Source organism: Hymenobacter perfusus (assembly GCF_003944765.1).
In the GTDB taxonomy this organism is placed as follows: domain Bacteria; phylum Bacteroidota; class Bacteroidia; order Cytophagales; family Hymenobacteraceae; genus Hymenobacter; species Hymenobacter perfusus.
Map to the genome: position 1 here is coordinate 112,445 of NZ_RWIU01000006.1, position 19,667 is coordinate 132,111.

General features: G+C 62.4%; 17 protein-coding genes. 7 read left to right on the top strand and 10 right to left on the bottom strand.

Going from position 1 to position 19,667, the window contains the following annotated elements; all coding sequences use genetic code 11:
• Nucleotides 1-89 precede the first annotated feature (89 nt).
• Both EI293_RS17170 and EI293_RS22145 read left to right on the top strand, forming a co-directional pair.
• The gene (locus tag EI293_RS17170; RefSeq protein ID WP_125439779.1) at nt 90-1,412 is read left to right on the top strand and encodes a sensor histidine kinase; all 1,323 of its coding nucleotides are present in this window, start codon (nt 90-92) and stop codon (nt 1,410-1,412) included.
• 70 nt (nt 1,413-1,482) lie between these two features.
• A complete protein-coding gene (locus EI293_RS22145; protein WP_170170419.1) occupies nt 1,483-1,659 on the top strand; it encodes a hypothetical protein in 177 nt (58 codons plus the stop codon).
• Nucleotides 1,660-1,766: 107 nt separating this feature from the next.
• Here the strand turns inward: EI293_RS22145 and surE are convergent, their stop codons facing one another.
• Nucleotides 1,767-2,636 (bottom strand): 5'/3'-nucleotidase SurE, encoded by an 870-nt coding sequence (gene surE, locus EI293_RS17175; RefSeq protein WP_394343409.1) that lies wholly within the window; start codon nt 2,634-2,636, stop codon nt 1,767-1,769.
• Nucleotides 2,637-2,823: 187 nt separating this feature from the next.
• Between surE and EI293_RS17180 the strand changes: the two genes are divergently transcribed.
• From EI293_RS17180 to EI293_RS17190, 3 genes are all read left to right on the top strand, one after another.
• Complete coding sequence (locus EI293_RS17180; protein WP_125439780.1) at nt 2,824-3,486, top strand: hypothetical protein; 663 nt, start codon at nt 2,824-2,826, stop codon at nt 3,484-3,486.
• Nucleotides 3,487-3,604: 118 nt separating this feature from the next.
• Entirely contained in the window at nt 3,605-4,039 is a 435-nt protein-coding gene (locus tag EI293_RS17185) for a DoxX family protein (protein ID WP_125439781.1), read from the top strand.
• A 115-nt stretch (nt 4,040-4,154) separates the two neighbouring features.
• Nucleotides 4,155-5,888: a M14 family metallopeptidase gene (locus tag EI293_RS17190; protein ID WP_125439782.1), complete on the top strand. Its 1,734-nt coding sequence runs from the start codon at nt 4,155-4,157 to the stop codon at nt 5,886-5,888.
• 60 nt (nt 5,889-5,948) lie between these two features.
• On the opposite strand, the gene EI293_RS17195 is transcribed toward EI293_RS17190, so the two are convergent.
• From EI293_RS17195 to proC, 4 genes are all read right to left on the bottom strand, one after another.
• Nucleotides 5,949-6,725 (bottom strand): hypothetical protein, encoded by a 777-nt coding sequence (locus EI293_RS17195; RefSeq protein ID WP_148103283.1) that lies wholly within the window; start codon nt 6,723-6,725, stop codon nt 5,949-5,951.
• Between the two features lie 68 nt (nt 6,726-6,793).
• Nucleotides 6,794-7,345, bottom strand: coding sequence for a cupin domain-containing protein (locus tag EI293_RS17200; RefSeq protein WP_170170420.1), 552 nt, complete (start codon nt 7,343-7,345; stop codon nt 6,794-6,796).
• A gap of 190 nt (nt 7,346-7,535) precedes the next feature.
• On the bottom strand, nt 7,536-8,780 hold the full coding sequence (locus EI293_RS17205) for a bifunctional 3,4-dihydroxy-2-butanone-4-phosphate synthase/GTP cyclohydrolase II (RefSeq protein WP_125439785.1): 1,245 nt from the start codon (nt 8,778-8,780) through the stop codon (nt 7,536-7,538).
• Between the two features lie 219 nt (nt 8,781-8,999).
• Entirely contained in the window at nt 9,000-9,803 is an 804-nt protein-coding gene (gene proC, locus EI293_RS17210; RefSeq protein ID WP_125439905.1) for a pyrroline-5-carboxylate reductase, read from the bottom strand.
• Between the two features lie 206 nt (nt 9,804-10,009).
• On the opposite strand from proC, the gene EI293_RS17215 reads away from it, so the two are divergent.
• Entirely contained in the window at nt 10,010-10,633 is a 624-nt protein-coding gene (locus tag EI293_RS17215) for a hypothetical protein (protein WP_125439786.1), read from the top strand.
• A 150-nt stretch (nt 10,634-10,783) separates the two neighbouring features.
• Here EI293_RS17215 and EI293_RS17220 read toward each other — a convergent pair whose 3' ends face one another.
• The 5 genes from EI293_RS17220 to EI293_RS17240 form a co-directional block, all read right to left on the bottom strand.
• The gene (locus tag EI293_RS17220) at nt 10,784-11,989 is read right to left on the bottom strand and encodes a glycosyltransferase (RefSeq protein WP_170170421.1); all 1,206 of its coding nucleotides are present in this window, start codon (nt 11,987-11,989) and stop codon (nt 10,784-10,786) included.
• Entirely contained in the window at nt 11,973-13,214 is a 1,242-nt protein-coding gene (locus tag EI293_RS17225) for a glycosyltransferase family 4 protein (RefSeq protein ID WP_125439788.1), read from the bottom strand. Before EI293_RS17225 ends, EI293_RS17220 begins: the two co-directional genes overlap by 17 nt.
• A gap of 161 nt (nt 13,215-13,375) precedes the next feature.
• Nucleotides 13,376-15,457, bottom strand: a complete 2,082-nt coding sequence (gene dnaG, locus EI293_RS17230) for a DNA primase (protein WP_125439789.1) — start codon at nt 15,455-15,457, stop codon at nt 13,376-13,378.
• Nucleotides 15,458-15,677: 220 nt separating this feature from the next.
• Nucleotides 15,678-16,691, bottom strand: coding sequence for an LLM class flavin-dependent oxidoreductase (locus EI293_RS17235; protein ID WP_125439790.1), 1,014 nt, complete (start codon nt 16,689-16,691; stop codon nt 15,678-15,680).
• Between the two features lie 216 nt (nt 16,692-16,907).
• Nucleotides 16,908-18,161: a hypothetical protein gene (locus EI293_RS17240; protein WP_125439791.1), complete on the bottom strand. Its 1,254-nt coding sequence runs from the start codon at nt 18,159-18,161 to the stop codon at nt 16,908-16,910.
• A gap of 188 nt (nt 18,162-18,349) precedes the next feature.
• On the opposite strand from EI293_RS17240, the gene EI293_RS17245 reads away from it, so the two are divergent.
• Nucleotides 18,350-19,453: an Mrp/NBP35 family ATP-binding protein gene (locus tag EI293_RS17245; protein WP_125439792.1), complete on the top strand. Its 1,104-nt coding sequence runs from the start codon at nt 18,350-18,352 to the stop codon at nt 19,451-19,453.
• The last annotated feature ends 214 nt before the right edge of the window (nt 19,454-19,667 follow it).

Here is a 19,667-nt window from a genome sequence, read left to right on the forward strand (position 1 = left end):
TTGATATATTCTCTGGGCCAACATCCCGGCAACTCTTCGAGAAGGAGTAATTTTTAATTGCTAATTCTTAATTCTTAATTAAAAACCCCATGCGCCTCGAAGCTAAGCTCGCCCTATTCAATGCGTTGTCGAAGCTGCTGCTGGTGTTGCTGGGGGCCGTGGTGATTCCGCCCATTGTGAGCCGGGTGGCCGTGTCGCACACCGACCAGCGCCTGCACGAGAAGCGTACGGAGGTGTTGCAGCTGATTGAGCGGGATGGTATTTCCGCCTTCGTGCAGGGTGAGGCTTACGCCGATTACAACATCCTCAAGCAGGAGTACATTACGCTCACGCCGCTGCCGCCCGAGGGCAGGCACCGCCCCCACCCGCCCCGCATTTTCGACGAGCCCCGGCAGGTGGACAATCAGGTAGAAGACTTCCGGATTCTGAGTCAGCAGTTTACCAGCGGCGGCCGCAACTACCGGCTGGAAATCGGCTCCTCCCTGGCCACGGTGGAGCTGCTGACCGATACGCTGCGGCGCATGGCCCTGTGGGTGCTGGTAATTGGGGCGCTGCTCACCATCTTCACCGATGCCGCCTTTGCCCATTACCTGCTGCGGCCGTTGCGGCACCTCATCAGCAGCAAGCTGCAGGGCGTGCATCACCCGTCGGCCTTCTCTTACGTGCCGCTCGAAACCACCACCACCGACTTCCGTCGCCTCGATGACAGCCTGAGCGAAACCATGCGGCGAGTGCAAACGGCCTTCGAGAAGGAGCGCGAGTTCATGTCGAACGTGTCGCATGAGCTGCTGACGCCGGTGAGCATTCTGCAGTCGAGGTTTGAAAACATGCTGCAGGACCCCACGCTGGGGCACGCGCATTCCCTCAAAATCGTGGACTCGCAGAAGACGCTCTATCGTCTGCGCAACACGGTGAAAACCCTGCTGCTGATTGCCAACATCGAAAACGAGCAGTTCCTGCGCGACGAATCTGTATCGTTGGCCGCCGTGCTGGCCGACGTGACCAACGAGCTGGAAGACCGGCTGGCCCAGCGCGAAATCCGCCTGTTGGAAGAGTTAAAGCCCGATTACGTGCTGCCCGAAGCCAACCGCACGCTGCTGTTCACGCTGCTGTTCAACCTCGTCAGCAACGCCATCAAGTACAACCGCTGGGGCGGCAGCATTACGGTGCAGGGCCAGCCCGAGGCGGGTGGCTACCGCCTGTCCGTTACCGATACCGGTCCGGGCATTGCGACCCAGCACCTGCCCCATTTGTTCGACCGGTTTCGGCGGTTCCAGGCCGGGGCATCGGCCCCGGAAGGCTACGGGCTGGGGCTACCCATCGCCAAAACCATTGCCGAATTCCACAAGGCCCTGCTCACGGTAGAATCTGAGGAAGGCAAGGGCACAACGTTTTCCTTGCTGTTCCCATAGGCCGGTTCACGCAGCCTTCATGCGGGCGAAAGTAGCTTTGGTAACCGCCGACCTTCTTCCCACCCCGACCATGAAAAAGCTCCTGTTTTGGGCCGCCTTCCTGCTGGCCGCGCTCTGGCTGGGGCGGCACCTGCTGCCGCCGGCCCTACCGGCCGCGCCCCACCTGGCGGCCGTGCCCGTCGTACGCAAGCCCGGCCACGCTCCACCCCAGCATCCCAAACGCGTCACGCTTCCGGGGAAGTGGTGAACTGGTGATTTAGTAACTTAGTGAAATGGTGAGTTTGATGTTCGGCTTGTGCTATTGAAGCAATTTGAACATCAAACTCACCATTTCACTAAGTCACTAAATCACCGCTACCCTAGTCCTTCGGCAGATTCGCCGGGGGCGGGTTCGGCGCTGCCCAGGGTGGGGGCCGGTGCGGCGGGGCCGGTGGGGGTTGGGCTCAGGTCCCAGGTAGTCTGCATTTCGCGCAGGGCGGCGTGAGCGGTGAGGTCGTACTGGCAGGGCACGATGGAAATGTAGTTGTGAGCCAGCGCGTACTCGTCGGTATCCTGGCCTTTATCGAAGTTCACGAAGGAGCCGATCAGCCAGTAGTAGGGCCGCTTGTAGGGGTCGTGGCGCAGGTCGAATTCCTCCTGCCACTTGGCCCGGGCCTGGCGGCAGAGGCGCACGCCGGCAATGGGCTCGGCCGATTTTTTGGGGATGTTCACGTTCAGGGCAGTACCCTGCGGGATGCCGTGGGCCAGGGCCTGCCGGGCCAACTGCTCTACCCAGGGCTCCACGTGGGAGAAGTCGGCGTTGTGGCCGTAGTCGCAGAGGGAGAAGCCGATAGCCGGCAGTCCTTCAATGGCTGCTTCAATAGCGGCCGACATGGTACCGGAGTACAGCACGTTCACAGCGGAGTTGGAGCCGTGGTTGATGCCCGATACCACCAGATCGGGACGCCGGTCCTTGAGGACGTGGTGCTTGGCCAGTTTCACGCAGTCGGCCGGGGTGCCGCTGCACTCGTAGGCTTCCACGCCCTCGAAAATATGACTGGCATCGAGACGCAGCGGGTGGCCGATGGTAATGGCGTGGCCCATGCCCGACTGCGGCGAGTTGGGCGCTACCACCACCACCTCGCCCAGGCGGCGCATCACGCGTACCAGCACGGCAATACCGGGGGCCGTAATGCCGTCGTCGTTGGAAATCAGAATCAGGGGCTTGCGGGGTTCAGCAGACACGGGCAGCAGGAAATAAAGGAGTAAAAGGAAAGCGGACGAAGGTACGGCGGGCGGCGTTGAGCGGGCCGCCACCTTCGCCCTGCTTACCCAAACGCCAACGGCCGGGCCGGGGTTTTCAACATCTGACGCGCGGCCTGCGTATAGCCTGCCTATGCTGTTTCGTGTATTGCCTGTTGCCGTCCCCGTGATGGCCCTGCTCCTGTCCGGCCTCGCGGGCTGCGACTCGCCCACCACCACCCGCACCGCCTCCGACCCCGGCACGCCGCCCTTCACGGCCGCCAACGGCGAGTCGCCGGCCTCCCCCGGCTCGGCGGCCGTGGCCCAGCAGGGTGCCGCCGCCCTGGCCGCTTCGGGCGCACCCCTCCCCGATTCGCTGCACCTCATCAGTCCCGGCCGGGCGGGCCGGCTACGGCTGGGCATGACGGAAAAACGCTTGAAAAACAGCGTTTCGGCCAGCTTACTTACCCGCATCACCTACCAGGACCGCGACGGCCAGATGCTACCCGCCTACGAGCTGCGCGACGCACAGACCCCCCAGGCCCCGGCCACCATCCTGCACCTCATCGGCGACTCGGCCACCGGGTTCCGGGTGCGGCGCATCCGGATTTACTCGTCCCTGTATCGCACGGCCGAGGGTATTGGGGTCGGTTCGCCGTTCGGGGCGGCGCGGCAAAACCTCGGGCTCACGCGCATCCGTAACACGCCGGCAGGACTGGCGGCGGTGTCGGGCGAGGTGCAGCTGGCCTGGGTTATCGACCCCAATTCTTTGCCCAACAAGCCCCCGGAGCAGATCCAGTCGAGCGAGATTCCGCCGGCCTCGCGCATCACGGGCGTGCTGCTGTACAAGTAGCCCACACGGCGGCCCGATTGTACTCCGCCGCAAATAGTGTACTTTGGCAAACTCAGATGTATTCCGATACATCCGTATTGTTGCACTAAACCTTTCCGGCCCGACCCTCTGCCCGCCTATGGCTCTGTTTGCAAACCGCTACCGCACCCATGATCTGGGGCTTTTACTGCTCCGCGTGGGCATTGGCGTGATGTTCACCCTGCACGGCTACCCCAAGCTGACCGGGGGCGTGGAAGCCTGGACGCAGATAGGCGGTACCATGAAGCTCGTCGGCATCAACTTCGCGCCGGCCTTCTGGGGGTTTCTGGCGGCGGCGGCCGAAGCTGTGGGGGGCCAGTTGCTGGCCATCGGGCTGTTTTTTCGGGTGGCCTGCGTGTTTCTGCTGGGTACGATGATAATGGCTACCATCATGCACCTGAGCAGCGGCGACAACTTCAACGCCTACTCCCACGCCCTGGAATCGGCTATTCTGTTCCTAAGCTTGGCGTTTATCGGGCCCGGCCGCTACAGCGTAGACCAATTGCTGTTTCCAGCCCCGCGTCGGTTGTACTAGCTCTCGTTCCGACTTCCGTGAAAGTCATTTCGTGCCCGGCGCGGAGTGACTTTTCTTTTTGCGCGCCACCTTCGGGGCTAATTTGTGTCTTTGCGGCCCTACCACGCCAGTTTCTATGCTTCCTGCTGTCCTCTCTGCTCTGCTGCTTGCTTCCGCCCCTGCTCCGGCTCTCGACTGGCGCACACCCTTCGAGAAAGGCAACGGCAATACCACCACCACCCACGCCGAATGCATCAGTTACTACCAGCAGCTGGACGCGGCCTACCCCGAAATTCAGCTGCGCGAGGTGGGCCAGACCGACAGCGGCCGGCCGCTGCACGAGGTGGTCGTATCACTGGACGGGGATTTTGAGCCGGCTTCCGTGCGGGCGAAGAACCGGCGCGTGGTGTTCATCCAGAACGGGATTCATCCCGGGGAGCCGGAGGGCATTGATGCGAGCATGATGCTGGCCCGGGACTACGTACAGAAAAAAGAGCTACGTCGGCAGCTGGCTGATATGGTGCTGGTCATCATCCCGATTTACAACGTGGATGGCTCCCTGAATCGTAACTCCACCACTCGCACTAACCAGAACGGGCCGGAAAGCTACGGCTTCCGGGGCAACGCCCGCAACCTTGATCTGAACCGGGACTACATCAAGCAGGACTCGCGCAATGCCCGTGCCTTCGCCCAGCTGTTTCAGCGCTGGCAGCCCGAGGTGTACGTGGACACCCACACCTCCAACGGGGCCGACTATCAGTACACCATGACGCTGATTGCCACTCAGAAGGACAAGCTGCACCCGGCCCTGAGCCAGTACATGCAGCAGCGCCTGCTCCCGGCCCTCTACGGCGGCATGGACAAGAAGAAGTGGTATCTGACGCCCTACGTGGATTTTGAGGGCCGCACACCCGACGCCCGGGGCCTGGTGGGTTTCCTGGAAACGCCCCGCTATTCCACTGGCTACACCACCCTGTTTAACACCATCGGCTTCGTGACGGAAACGCACATGCTGAAGGCCTACACGCCCCGCGTACGCGCCACCTACGATTTCCTGGACCTACTGATCCGGCAGGTGCATCAGGACGGCGCGGCCCTGGCCCAGGCCCGCGCCACGGCCACGCAACAGACCCGCGAGCAGCAACGGTTTGTCCTCGGCTGGCAGCTGGATACCACCCGGGCCGAGCGGTTCACGTTCCGGGGCTTCGCGGGCAAAACCAAGCCGAGCGACGTGAGCGGCCTGCCCCGCCTCTACTACGACCGGCAGGCCCCCTACACCAAATCCATTCCGTATTACAACACGTTCCGGCCCACCACCACCGTGCAGCGGCCCCGCGCCTACGTGGTGCCCCAGGCCTGGGGCGAAGTGGTGGAACGTTTGCGCCTCTCGGGCGTGCAGATGCGCCCGCTCTCCGCCGATACCGTCATCAACGGCGAATCGTACTACATCCAGGATTACAAAACCGCTCCCAGGCCCTACGAGGGCCACTACCTACACTCCCAGGTGCAGGTGCGCCCGGTGCAGCAGCCCCGCTCCTTCCTGCGCGGCGACTACCTGATTTCCCTCGACCAGCCGGCGGCCCGCTACCTCATCGAAACGCTGGAACCCCAGGCCACTGACTCCTTTTTCGCCTGGGGCTTCTTCGATAGTGTTCTGCAGCAGAAGGAGCACTTTTCCGATTACGTGTTCGAGGATATAGCTGCCGATCTGCTGCGCCGTAAGCCGGAGTTACGTGCCCAGTTGGAGGAAAAGAAGAAGCAAGACCCGGCCTTTGCCGCCAGCGCCGCTGCCCAGCTCGATTGGGTTTACCGCCAGTCCGACCACTACGAAACCTCCCACCTGCGCTATCCGGTGCTGCGAGTGCTGTAAGTAGTCTTTACTGCCGTACGTCATTTCCCGGCAGGCTCCGAATGACGTGCCTTTTTACAGCTATTTACCCTTACCACTCAGCGAGTTGGCATAGTTCACAAGATAGGCCAGTTCGCGGGCGTCGGTGTAGCTGAGCTTGTTGTCTTTGGCGTATTGCTCCAGCTGGCGGGAATTGCCGTGGAAGTAAGCCAGCAGGTCTTTTTTAGGGTTTCGCAGGCTGATGACGTTGCCATTGGGTAAACCCAGGTAGAAATTATCCTTGACGTCGGTGTAATACCCCACGGTGCGACCGGCTCCACTGTAGCCGTAACCGCCGTAGCCATAGGGTCCGGTGACCGTAACGGGCCGCTGCACCAGCCCTTCGCGCCGCAACAGAATGATGGGGCCGTTGCTGAGCTGCTCGAAGAAGCCGGGAGCCCGAAAGTCGCTGTAGTCGTTATCCCGGTTCCAGCGGTAGGTCCGGAACACGCGTACCAGCTCCGTATCGGGCCGCTCGCGGCGGCGAGGCACGGGCTGGGTATACAGCGGATTGCCATAGTAGTAGCCCTGCCGCATGGCGTAAAAATCGTCGTAGTAAAACCGTTCCCGGCTCTGGTCATATTGCTCGCCCTGCACCGCGAAGCTCTGCACGCTCACGGCCGGCAGGGTGCGCACGGTGTTATCGGCCAGCTCCATGAGCAGCGTTTCCTCGGTCCGGTGGAGCTGCACGGGGCCAGTGAGCGTGTCACCGGTAGTGAGTAGCACGGTGGCCCGGTTGAACTGCTGGGTGAAGCCCTGCCCACCGCGCTGGGCCTGGGCCGCTGGTGAACCAAGACCCAGCAATCCAACCACAAGCACTCTGAAAGACCAGTTATGTTTCATGTGAGGGAAGGTATATATCTGTTCCGACATTCCCCCGCTCCGCATCAGTCCGGCGTTAGTTGTGGTCCAACAAACCGCGTTCCGTGCTTTTCAGCTAATGCTTTCCGATTTTCCAGGCCTTGATCGGGCAGTTGGCTCACCAACCGAAAATACTCCTCCATGGAGCCGGCCGGCTGGTGCATCACGATAAGACGAGCCGGACCTTCGCTCGTTTTCACAAAAGCATGCACCATTTCCCGGGGAACGAACAGGGAGTCGCCGGCTCGCAGGCGCAACATCTCGGTTCCGGCCTGGAACTTGAACTCGCCTTCCACCACGTAAAACCACTCGTCGAGGTCAGTGTGCAAATGCAGCGCCGGGCCGATTTTAGCGCGCCGCAGCGTATCGAAAATCACGCATCGGCCCTCATTATCCCGCCCCGATACCTTCACGGTAAACGTAGCATCCAGAAACTCAAAGGGCTGGCCTGACCGGTCCTGGCCCGCCCGCACTAACACACTTTTCTTTGGCAAAGAGCCCGTTGCCCCCAGTGCGGGCAGGGTATAGGCTAAGGCTGGCGCAGCCAAAGACAGCTGCAAAAAAGACCGGCGTTGCATGGGCATAACATGTTAGGCGAGATTGAATTTACATTTTACTACACTGGTATTCAATCAATTCACCCAATCATGTGATACCGCACTCCCGGTTTTTGCCCTACTTACCGGCACTACCAAAAGCGTAAAAACAGGAACGTCCGCAGCCGGTTAGGGCCACGGACGTTCTTGTAGGGTAACAGCCGGACGCGGATTACTCCGCTGTAGCCGCCTCAGTATCGGGGTGCGGGGTGCGGTCCTTGTGCAGGATGGTGTGGCCCAGCTTGTCGCGCTTGGTGGTCAGGTACCGTTCGTTGTGCTCGTTAGGCTCCACCTCAATGGCTACCGATTCCACGATTTCCAGGCCGTAGCCCATCAGACCGGTACGCTTGCGGGGGTTGTTGGAGAGCAGGCGCATTTGGCTGATGCCCAGGTCGCGCAAGATTTGAGCACCCACGCCGTAGTCACGCTCATCCATGCCGAAGCCCAGCTCCAGGTTGGCTTCCACGGTGTCGCGGCCTTGCTCCTGCAGCTTATAGGCGCGCAGCTTGTTGAGCAGCCCGATGCCGCGGCCTTCCTGGTTCATGTACACGATTACGCCGCGGCCTTCGCGCTCAATCTGCTGCATGGCCCGGTGCAGCTGGGGGCCACAGTCGCAGCGGCAGCTACCGAAGATGTCGCCCGTCACGCAGGAGCTATGCACGCGCACCAGCACCGGCTCGGGGCCCGAAATATCGCCTTTTACCAAAGCGAGGTGCTGGGCGTTGGTGGTGCGCTGGGTGTAGGCAATCAGGTCGAAGTCGCCGTAGTCGGTAGGCAGCTTCACCGAAATTTCGCGGTTGATGAGGCTTTCCTTGTCGAGGCGGTACTTGATCAGGTCCTGCACCGAAATCAGCTTCAGGTTCCACTTATCGGCAATTTCGCGCAGCTCGGGCAGGCGGGCCATTTCGCCGTCTTCCTTCAGGATTTCCACCAGCACGCCGGCCGGCTCAAACCCCGCGAGGCGGGAAAGGTCGATGGCGGCTTCGGTGTGGCCGGCGCGGCGCAGCACGCCTTCTTTGCGGGCCTTCAGCGGGAAGATGTGGCCGGGCTTGCCCAGTTCCTCCGGCTTGGTGTCGGGGTCGATGAGGGCCAGAATGGTTTTGCTACGGTCGGAGGCCGAAATGCCGGTGGTCACGCCGTTTTTCAGCAAATCGATGCTCACGGTGAAGGGCGTGGAGTGCAGGGCCGTGTTGCGGCCCACCATCAGCTCCAGGCCCAGCTCTTCGCAGCGCTGCTCGATGAGCGGGGCGCACACGAGGCCACGGCCGTGGGTGGCCATAAAGTTGATGACCTCGGGGGTGGCGCAACGGGCGGCGCAGATAAAGTCGCCTTCGTTTTCACGGTCTTCGTCGTCAACGACTACTACGACTTTGCCGGCGCGGATATCGGCAATGGCGTCTTCAATGGAATCCAGCATGGAGCGCGGACTAAACGGATGGAGTGTGAAGGGCGCGGATTTCGGATTTCCTGGGCAGGAATCCGCGCCGGAGTGCCGCTACAACCAGCAGCAGCGCCGCGAAGTTACGAAGTGTGATTTAGCGACTGAGTGATTTAGTGAGTTAAGCCCTGGTTTGGCAGCTGACATTCACTCGTCCGACGGATAATTCACTACATCACTCAGTCGCTAAATCACCACTTACTCCTTTGCCAGCTCGGTGGCGCGGTGCTGGGCGGCTTTGATGCCGGCCGTGAGGGTTTCGGCCAGGCCGCCGGCGCGGAATTCGCGTAGGGCGGCTTCGGTGGTGCCGCCTTTGGAGGCCACGGCGGCAATGAGCTCGTCGGGGCTTTTGTCGGAGGTATTGAGCAGGTGGTAGGCGCCCAGCATGGTCTGCTTCACCAGCAGCCCGGCCACCGACTCCGAGAAGCCCAGCTCCTGCCCGGCCCGCATCATGGCCTGCACGATGTAGTAGAAATAGGCCGGGCCGCTCCCGCTCACGGCCGTCACGGCGTCGAGCAGGCTCTCATCTTCCAGAAAAATAGAGCGTCCGGTGGCGTTGAGCAGGTTCTCGACCTGGTGCAGGCGGCTGCGCTCCACTTCCGGCGAGGCCGAAAACCCGGTGATGCCCATGCCCAGCAGCGCCGGCGTGTTGGGCATGGCCCGCAGCACCTGCCTGTGCGCCAGTTCGCGCTGCAGCCGGGCAATGGGAATGCCAGCCATGATGGACACCACCACCTGTCCGGGTTGCAGCACGGCCCGCAGCCCCTCGGCTATCTTACTAAAATCCTGGGGCTTCACGGCCACGAACACCACGTCGTAGTCGCCCACGGCGGGGCTGAGCTCGGCCACGGGCAGGCCCGGGTGCGCGGCGGTGAGGCGCTGGCAGTGGTCGGGGTGGCGGCCCAGCAGCAGCAGGTCGGGGCGCCCGACGAGGTTGTAGTGCAGAAAGGATTTAGCGAAGGCCATACCCATATTTCCGCAGCCCAGAATGGCAATGCGCAATGATTTCATAGAAGCAGCGGCTACCCGGAAAATCCCCCGGCGGCCGGCCCAACATAAGCAGGAAAGCCGGAAAACCGGTGCGTACCCGGCTGGCTTTCTCCGCTGCCCAACGGCAGCAGGCTGCCGATGAAAGCGTGGTTCAGGCCGACTGCTAGAATTTTTACCTATATATTTCCCGTCGAATATTCATCCTTTCCCTAACTACCATGAAAACATTCGTCACTGTGCTGCTGGGTGCCGCGCTACTTACCGGCTGCGAGCAGGCCCAGAAAGCCAAAGAATCGTACTCGGCCCTCTCGAAGCTGAAAGATGCAGGCGAGAAAATGGAGGCCAACATGGACGCAGCCAAGACCCAGCGCGAGGAGCGCGTGAAGCGCGGCGACACTTTGTCGTTGCCTTACAAGGAGTTGCAGGCGTTTCTACCCACGGAACTAAGCGGCTACACAGCGGCCAACCCCACCGGCCAGTCGATGAAAATGAGCGGCATTGCCTTCTCCACCGCCGGCCGCGACTTCACTAAGGACAGCGTAACGGTGAAAACCGAGCTGATTGACTACAACGGTGCCAACCAGCTCTACCAGGGCGCGTCGGCCATGCTGGGCCTGGGCATGGAAAGCGAAGACGACGAGCAAATCACTAAATCCACCACGTTGGGCGTTGATGGGGCCTCAGGCATGGCCACCTACCGCAAAAAAGACCGTCAGGCCGAGCTGATGCTGGCCGTCGGCAACCGGTTCCTGATCAAAGTTTCCGCCGACAAACAGCCCGATATGGAGCTGGTGGAATCGGTAGCCAAGCAGATGCAGCTGGAGAAACTGGCGGAGATGTAAGGCTGAAAGTATAGTAGCAAAGAACGTCATTCCGAGCTTGCCGCGGAATCTCGCGTGCTGATGTTGTGGTAGTAATCCAACGTCAGCACGCGAGATTCCGCGGCAAGCTCGGAATGACGTTCTCATGTATTGTCTTCTCTGTTACTTACCTCACCGCTTGTGCTGAAACCGTTGGGTGGGCTCCCAGATGGTGGTTTTGACGCCCCGCAGAAACCGCCCCAGTCCCAGCAGCAAGGCCCCGTTCATGCTGTAAAAGTGCGTGATGAAGCGCAGCAGCCGCAGATGCACGCCCGCCCGGTGCAAGGCTCCGTCCAGCAGCACCAGGGCCGGCGCGGCCACTTGGCCAGCCAGCATGAGCTGGTAAAACCACCCGGCCCCGCGCAGCACCAATAACGCGTTGCAGAGCAGCATGAGCAGCAGCAGCAGCGGCGTAAGCCAGCGCAGCACCTTGTGCGACCAGTACGCGAAGCTCACGCCCCGCCAGGGCGGCCACAACAGCCGCCGAAAAGCCACCAGATTCTGGAAGTTGCCGGCCGAAATGCGGGCCTTGCGCCGGAATTCCTCCGGCAGCTTGTCCGACACGTCCTCGTGGCACACGGCCGCCAGCTCGTTGAGGGCCTGATAGCCATCTTGCAACACGGCCATCGAAATAAAAAAGTCATCGACTATGAAGGTGCGCGGGGCCGGGTGGTAGCAGGCGCGGCGCACCGCAAAGCAGCCCCCAAAGGCCCCGATCATACTGCCCCACACCACGCCTTCCTGGTACTTGATGAGGTTTTCGCGCTCCAGGTAGGCTTTTTCCTGGCCCGAAATTCCGTCCTGGCGGTGGTCGGGGTTGAGGATGTTGCCGCCCACCTGCCCCACGCGGGGGTTGCGGAAGTGCTTGACGAGGTGATACAGCGTATCGGGGGTGAAAAACACGTTGGCATCAGTGAGCACCAGCACCGGTGCGGTGGCCTCCGCAGACAGGGCCTCCATCACGCCGGGTTTGCCGGTGCGCTGCCCGAACGGCCGGAACTGCAGCTGCGGGTACTGCCGGGCCAGCTGCTCCACCAGCGCATTGGTGCGGTCCGAGGAGTTATCGGAACCGATGTAGAAAGTGAGCTTGTCGGGCGGGTAGGTGGTGGCGAAGGTGGAGTGGATTTTCTGCTCGATGACCTGCTCCTCGTTGTACACGGCCAGCAGCACATCCACCCGAGGCAGCTCGGGGCTGTCGGGCACGTACAAGTCGGTGTTTTGTTGGCGGCCCCGGGCCAGGCGGGCCAGCAGGGCCGGAAACAGCACGTAGGTGTGGGCTACCAGCCCCAGCCCGCCCCAGAGGCCGGCCGCTGCCAGGGCATCAGGGAGCGGCAACACGGGGCGCGGGCTGCAGGATGGTGTACAAATCGAGGAAGCTCTCCACCACCCGACGGTTGTCGTAGAGGCGGGCAATGGTGCCGGCAGCTTCCTCCCCAATGGCTGCCTGGCCCAGCTCGCCGCGGTAGTAGCGGCCCAGGTGCGTAAGCCACTCCTCTGGCGAGTCGCCCAGCACAATGTCGAAGCCGGGCCGCACGTGAATGCCCTCGGCCCCCAGCCCGGTGCTCAGGATGCACTTGCTCAATGCCATGCCCTCGATAATCTTGATGCGCATGCCGCCCCCGCTCAGCAAGGGTACCAGCATCAGCTCGTATTGCTGCATAAACTGCTGGGCCGACTCCACGAACCCGTGTACCGTGACGCCGGGCAGCTGCAGATTCCGGATGTGCTCGGGGGTATCCTTGCCAGCAATGTGTAGCTCCAACTCGGGATACCGAGCCTTGGCCTGGGGCCAGACTTCGCGCAGAAACCAGTCGAAGCCCTCCAGGTTAGGGAGCCAGTTCAGTGAGCCAATCATGAACAGGGTACGCGGCTGGGGCCGCTTGGTCGGGTCGCGTTGGAAGCGGCTCAAGTCCACGCCGGCGGGCACAAAAACCACCGGCTCGGGGCAGCCCAGCCGGCGCAGGCGCTGCTGGTCGGCCTCGGTAATGGCAGCCACCCCATCAAAGCGGTGCAGCATCCGTTTTTCGAACTGCTGAAGCCGCTGCGCCAGTTTTTGCAGGTACCACTTTTTGATCGGGTTGCGGGTATTTTCGGCCAATTGCTGCCAGATGGTGTACTCCACGTTGTGGGCGCGCAGCACTACCGGCGGCAACGGCCGGCCGGCTTCCTTATCGGCCTCGGCCCAATACCCGGCGTACCAGGCCACAAACGTGCCTTCCAGCTGCACCACGTCGAACTGCTCCCGGGCCAGCAATTCGGCCAGCCGGGCCTTCACTTCCTCGCTCACGAACCGCTCCACGTTGTAGGGCAGCTCGCTGGAAAGCAAATTTTTCAGCGCCTTTACGGGCGAGAGGTTGGTATTCACTTCCACGGTCAGCAGGCGCACGTTGGGGCCCAGGTGGTCGAGGACGGTGGCGGGCTGGTGGTGCTTGGGCGTGTTGAGGGCCAGTACCGTCACGCGGTGGCCGGCGCGGGCCAGACCGGCGGCCACGTCGTACATGGCAATGGCCCCGCCATCGTGGGGCGGGTACGGAACGCGCGGACAAAGCTGCAGAATATGCACGGGCAGAAGGAAGGATTCAGGTCAGACCGCAAAGCTACGAACCAGCGGCCCGCAACCTACTTCCGGCCGCTTCCCGGCACAAAGCCGATTGCCCGCCCGCCGCAGCACAGCACTAGCGGGCATAACTCTTACAATATCCAACGCAATGGCTACCCCAAGCTTTACATGGAAGCCCGGGGAATGACGGTGCCCAGCATATTGGCCAGCTGGTTATCCATCTGCTTGAGCAGATGAATGGTTTGCAGGTTTTCCATCATGCTGGCCTCGTCAGTGGGGTGGCGCAGGGCTTCGAGGCGCACGGCCAGCTCGCGCTCCACGTTCACCTTGTTGAGGCGCAGAATGGCATTGTCGCAGGCAGTTTGCAAGAGGTCCAACTCGCGGGGAACGTGAATCTGGTGGGTGGTCCAGTTGGGGCTGAGCTCATACTTTTCGGTGGCCAGTTCGGCCACCACGCTGCGGATATCGGAGCGGCCGTGCTGGATGAGCGTACGCACCTCGGGCCAGCGGCCCTGCTCCAATTCCTGCCGGCACAGGTGCAGCAAATCGGCGTAGATGCCGGTTTTGAAGCCGGTGCCCTCCAACTGCTCCAGCAGATACTGCGCCACCGAAACTTCCGGGGCCAGCGGCTGGGGCGAGTACAACAGCAGCAGCCGCACCACTTCCCGCTCGCACAGCTCCAGCACGTCGGGCACGGGCTCCAGGTCCTCGCGGGTGAGGGTGCCCAGGTCGCCGCCGCCACCCATCAGGTCCTCGGGCGAGGCACCATACATCAGGGCTTCGGCTTCCTCCTCGGGGCTGAGGCGGCGGTTGTTGGGTGCTGATTGTTGGTTGTTGGTTCGCGGCTGAAAACCGCCACTGTTGCTGCCAGCCGCCCCGCTCCCACTGCTGCTCTGGCCGCCGGGGGCCTTCTGGGTGGCGTTGCGCACCAGCTTATTGTACTCCGTGATGAGCACCTGCTCGTCGATACCGAAGGCCTGTGAGGTCTGCTGCAGGAACACCTGCCGCTTGATGGGGTCGGGTACTTTGCTGATGCTCTGCAGCACCTCGCGGATGGCCTCGGCCTTTTTCACCGGGTCGTGGGCCGCCTCGCGGCTTACCAGGTCGGTTTTGAACTGGATGAAATCCTGGCTGGCGCCTTCCAGGTGCTCTTTGAAGCGCTGGTCGCCGACTTTGCGGATGTAGCTGTCGGGGTCGTCGCCGTCGGGGAACAGCACCACGCGCACGTTCAGCCCGCCTTCCAGCAGCATATCAATACCGCGCAGCGAGGCCCGGATGCCGGCCGCGTCGCCGTCGTACAGCACCGTCACGTTGTCGGTGTAGCGCTTGATGAGGCGGATCTGGCCGTCGGTGAGCGAGGTACCCGACGAGGCTACCACGTTCTTAATGCCGCCCTGGTGCAGACTCAGCACATCGAGGTAGCCTTCCACCAGGTAGCACAGCTCCTCCGAGCGGATGGGTTGCCGGGCCTGGTAGAGCCCGTAGAGCACGTCCGACTTGTGATAAATTTCCGACTCGGGCGAGTTGAGGTACTTGGCGGTCTTGTCGTTGGGCTTGAGCGTGCGCGCCCCGAAGCCGATGACGCGGCCCGAAATGTTGTGAATCGGGAACATCACGCGGCCCCGGAACCGGTCGTAGCGGCGGCCGGTGTCCTGGCCCTGGTCGTCTTCGCGGCGCACCACGAGGCCGGTTTTCTCCAAGTACTTCAGCTCGAAACCCGCCGCCGTGGCCGATTTCAGCAGGTCGTCCCACTGATCCAGCGAGTAGCCCAGCTCGAAGGTTTTGATGGTGGCCTGGTTGAGGCCGCGCTGCTTGAGGTAGCTCCAGCCGATGCTCTGGCCTTCCTCGTTGTCCTGGAGCAGCTTGTGGTAGTGGTCCTTAGCCCAGTTCGAGACGATGAACTGGGAGTCCTTTTCGTTCTGGGCCAGCTGCTGCTCGGGCGTCTTTTCCTCTTCCTGAACGTCGATGCTGTACTTTTTGGCCAGGTACTTCAGGGCCTCCACGTAGCTGGTGCCCTCGATGTCCATGATGAACTGCACCACCCCGCCGGCCTTACCGCAGCCGAAGCACTTGTACAGACCCTTGGCCGGGGCCACCGAGAAGCTCGGCGACTTTTCGTGGTGAAACGGGCAGCAGGCCCACATATTCTGGCCCTTGCGCTTGAGGCTCACGAAGTCCCCCACCACCTCCACAATGTCGGCGTGGTGGATAATCTGGTCGACAGTTTCTTTGGGGATACGGGCCAAGGCGGTGTGGGCAACAGAGGTAGCAGCGGAACAGAACCCCAAAGGTAGGCAGGAACGGGCGCGCAATGGCAGGTTAAAAGAGTGGTCCGGTCCGGCGGCTGCAAGCCGTCGGGCCGGTTGCCGTCCGCGCCGTCTGCCCAAGACCGTAACAACATCAGCTTACTTCAACCGGCCCGACGGCTTACAGCCGCCGGACCGGACCGTTCAACCGTGCCGCCTTCTACCCCAGCAGCGGCTTCACCCGCTCGCCCAGCAGCTCAATGGCGCGGAGCAGCTTTTCGGGGGCTAGGTCGGCGTTGTCCATCTGGAAGGTGACGCGACTCACCCCGCCCAGCGACTCGGCGTGGCGCAGAATCTTGGCGGCCACTTCCTCGGGGTTGCCGACCAGCAGCGCGCCGCGGGGGCCGCGCTGGGCCTCGAAGTGGCCGGGCGTGACGGGTGGCCAACCCCGCTCCCGCCCAATGCGGGTAAAGGTGCGGGCGTAGCCGGGGTAATAGTCGGCAATGGCCTGCTCGGTGGTGTCGGCCACGTAGCCCAGGGAGTGTAGACCCACCTGCAGCTGTTCAGGAGCGAAGCCCGCCTTCCGGCCAGCCTCGCGGTACAAATCAACCAGCGGCCGGAAGCGGTGGGTTTCGCCCCCGATGATGGCCACCATCAGCGGCAGCCCCATGGCCCCGGCCAGCACAAACGACTCGGGCGTGCCGCCCACCCCGCGCCAGATAGGCAACTGCGCCTGCATGGGGCGCGGGTACACGGCCTGCCCCGTGAGGGCCGGCCGGAACCGCCCGCTCCAACTCACCTGCTCCTGGTCGCGGATCTGGAGAAGCAAAGCCAGCTTTTCCTCAAACAAAGCGTCGTAGTCGTTCAGGTTTAGGCCGAAGAGCGGGAAGGCTTCGGTGAAGGAGCCGCGGCCCACCACCAGCTCGACCCGGCCGTGGCTAAGCAGATCGAGGGTGGCAAACTGCTGGAACACCCGCACCGGATCGGCGGCGCTGAGCACAGCCACGGCGCTGCCCAGCCGGATGCGGCGGGTGCGGGCCGCCGCCGCGCTCAGAATCACGGCCGGGGCCGAATCCAGAAACTCGCGGCGGTGGTGCTCGCCGATGCCGAAGAAATCCAGGCCCACCTGGTCGGCGCGCTCGATGCGCTCCAGGAGCTGGCCCAGGGCCGTGGCGTTGTCGGAGGCGGTGCCATCCGTGGGGGCCGCGGCGAAGCTGTCGATACCAAGCTGCATATGTAGGGAGTTGTCCGTTGTCCGTTGTCAGGGCTAAAGCTACGGCCTGCCGGGCAACTGGTGGTTCGCATAACGATGTAGAGACGCGACACTTCGCGTCTCGTCGTTGCTGACGTTGGGTAGTCTTCGTGGCCCCAGTCGTTCAACGACGAGACGCAAAATATTGCGTCTCTACACTACACCGTTCTTTGACTCGCACAGTTTGCACTATTGCTGTTAGAAATTACGGCTGGCGGTAGTTTCGGGGATGATGACCACGTAGTCGAAGTTCATGATGGTTGTCACCAGCGCGGAGCTGCTGATTTTCAGCTGGTCGCGGAGCAGGGCGCGGCGCAGGGGGCGCACATCGAACACCTGCCAAGTCGTGCCGGCCGGTGTGGCGGCCACGAAAGGCCGGATCATCTCAGTGTCGGCATTGGAATAAGTAGCCACGTTCTTGCTGAAATCCTGCAGGTTGAAGCCGCTGTTCTGGGTACCCTGTTTGCCGATAATAAAGATGTGCAGCGACTTCTGATCCTGCATTTCGGCCAGGTTCAGCGCCAGGTTGCCCACATCGTACACGCCGGCGGTAAAGCTGGCCCCGCGCCCCATGTGGCCAGCCCCAAATTTGAAGAGCATTTTGGGCAGCGGCTGGCCGGGCTTCTGGTAGGCGGGCAGCTCGGCCAGCAAATTGCGGCGCATCAGGTTTACACGGTCCTGGTGGCTCTGGAGGCCGGTTCTGGGTTGGATGGCCGTCTGGTTGATGTGGACGCTGGTGATATACTCCTGCACCATGCGCTGCACTTCCGGGCTTTCCTGGCGGGCCAGGGCTGTCAGGCTATCCAAGGTGGCCGGCGTGTGGCGGTACACCATCAGCTGGCCGGGGTCGGTGCTCATCACGGCCTGGTTGTGGGCCTGGTAGGCCGCGCCCCGCTGCCGCAGGTACGCGGCCGACTGCTTGTTTTTGGTTTTCTCGGCCAGCAGCGCGTAGAAGCGGCCCGGCGCAAAAAAGCCTACCTGCTCCAATCCCACAAGGGCCGTGTTCTGGCCCCGCAGCGCCCGGGCCAGCTCAAATTCCTCGGCCCAGCTATAGAAGGAGAGCCCCATCGGATACTGCCGCTCAACGGCCACGGGCAAACCGGGCTGCGCGGCCAGCTGCGTCAGGTCCCGGGCCTGGTACTTGTCGATTTCGGCCACGAATACTACGGGTTTCAGCACCTGGGCCACGGCCTGGGTGAACCCCGGAATCTGAGCCATGCCGTGGTCTTCGCCCACCAGCACCACCTGACTTTTCTCGATGTCCTGCCGCAATTTCTCCCAGCCGGGGCCGCTGAACTGAGTGCCGGCCTGAGTAAGCGGAAACTGGTACTTGCGCAGCAGCCGCTGAAATGTGGTGTCGGCGGGAGCTTGGGCGCGGGCCGGCAAGCTGCAGGCTGCCAGCGCAACGACGGCGGTTAGTCGGGCCAACCGGCGCAGGGAGGAATCAAGCATGAGAATCTGTCTGGATATAATAACGAAGTAGCCTCCAAGATAGGCAGCGGGCAGCATTTGTGGCCGAGGGTAGCGCGAAACGTTTGCGGCGCGCTACCCTCGGCGGGAGGCAACCACCGGCCGGGTTTCCGGGTTATCTTTGCGCTTTGCATACGCACTTTCTTCGCCGACTCTATTCGCTGACTATAATGGAACCCATCACAAAAGAAGCCGTCCTAAAGGCCCTGAGCTACGTGGAGGAGCCCGACCTGGGCAAAGACCTCGTGACGCTCAACATGATTGAGGACGTGCAGATTGAAGGCCGCCGCGTGTCATTCACGGTAGTCCTCACTACCCCGGCCTGTCCCCTCAAACAACTCATTCACGACGCCTGCGAGCGGGCCATCCACACGATGGTGGACAAGGACGCCGAGGTGGTGATTGTAATGACCTCGCGCGTGACCACCATGCGCCAGAACCGCGACCTGCTGCCCGGCGTGAAGAACATTATTGCCATTGCCTCGGGCAAGGGCGGCGTGGGCAAAAGCACCGTCACGGCCAACCTGGCCATTGCGCTGGCCAAAACCGGTGCCAAAGTGGGCCTCGTCGATGCCGATATCAGCGGCCCCAGCATGCCGCTCATGTTTGGCGTGATGAACGAGCGGCCCCACGTCTTCCAGGGCGAAGACGGCAAGAACCTCATCCAGCCCATCGTGGCCCACGGCGTGAAGCTGATGAGCATCGGCTTCCTGGCCCCGGCCGAGTCGGCCATTGTGTGGCGCGGCCCGATGGCCTCGTCGGCCCTCAAGCAGTTCATCACGGAAGTGGACTGGGGCGAGCTAGACTACCTGCTCCTCGACATGCCCCCCGGAACCTCCGATATTCACCTCACCATGGTGCAGACGGTGCCCGTCACCGGCTCACTCATCGTGACCACGCCCCAGAAAGTGGCCCTGGCCGACGCTGAAAAAGGTCTGCAGATGTTCCGGTTGCCGCAAATCAACGTGCCGGTGCTGGGTATCGTGGAGAATATGGCCTGGTTTACGCCCGCCGAGCTGCCCGACAACAAGTACTTCATCTTCGGCGAAGGCGGCGGCGTGGCCCTGGCCGAGAAGCACCAGGTGCCGCTGCTGGGCCAGATTCCGCTGGTACAAACCATCCGCGAAAACGGCGACCTGGGCACGCCCGCCATCCTGCAGGACAACACGCCGGCCGCCGCCGTCTTCGCCCAGCTGGCCGAAGAGCTGGCCCGCCAGGTGAGTATCCGCAACGCCGTAGCACCGAAAACGAACATCGTGGAGATGAAGTCGTAGCCGAGCTCCAGGCCCCAGGGCTGAAGCCCTGGGCTAGTCAGCGGGCTCTTATGTTTTTCGCTGCGTAGCCCAGGGCTTCAGCCCTGGGGCCGGCGTTTCCCCTGAACTTCTCCCCGCCCCGGCCGGTTTACCGTAGCGTCAGGCGAATGTTCTACCTTTGCTTTCGTATTGCCGACGCTGGCGGGCACTTTGCCGCCCAACCAGCGTACAACCC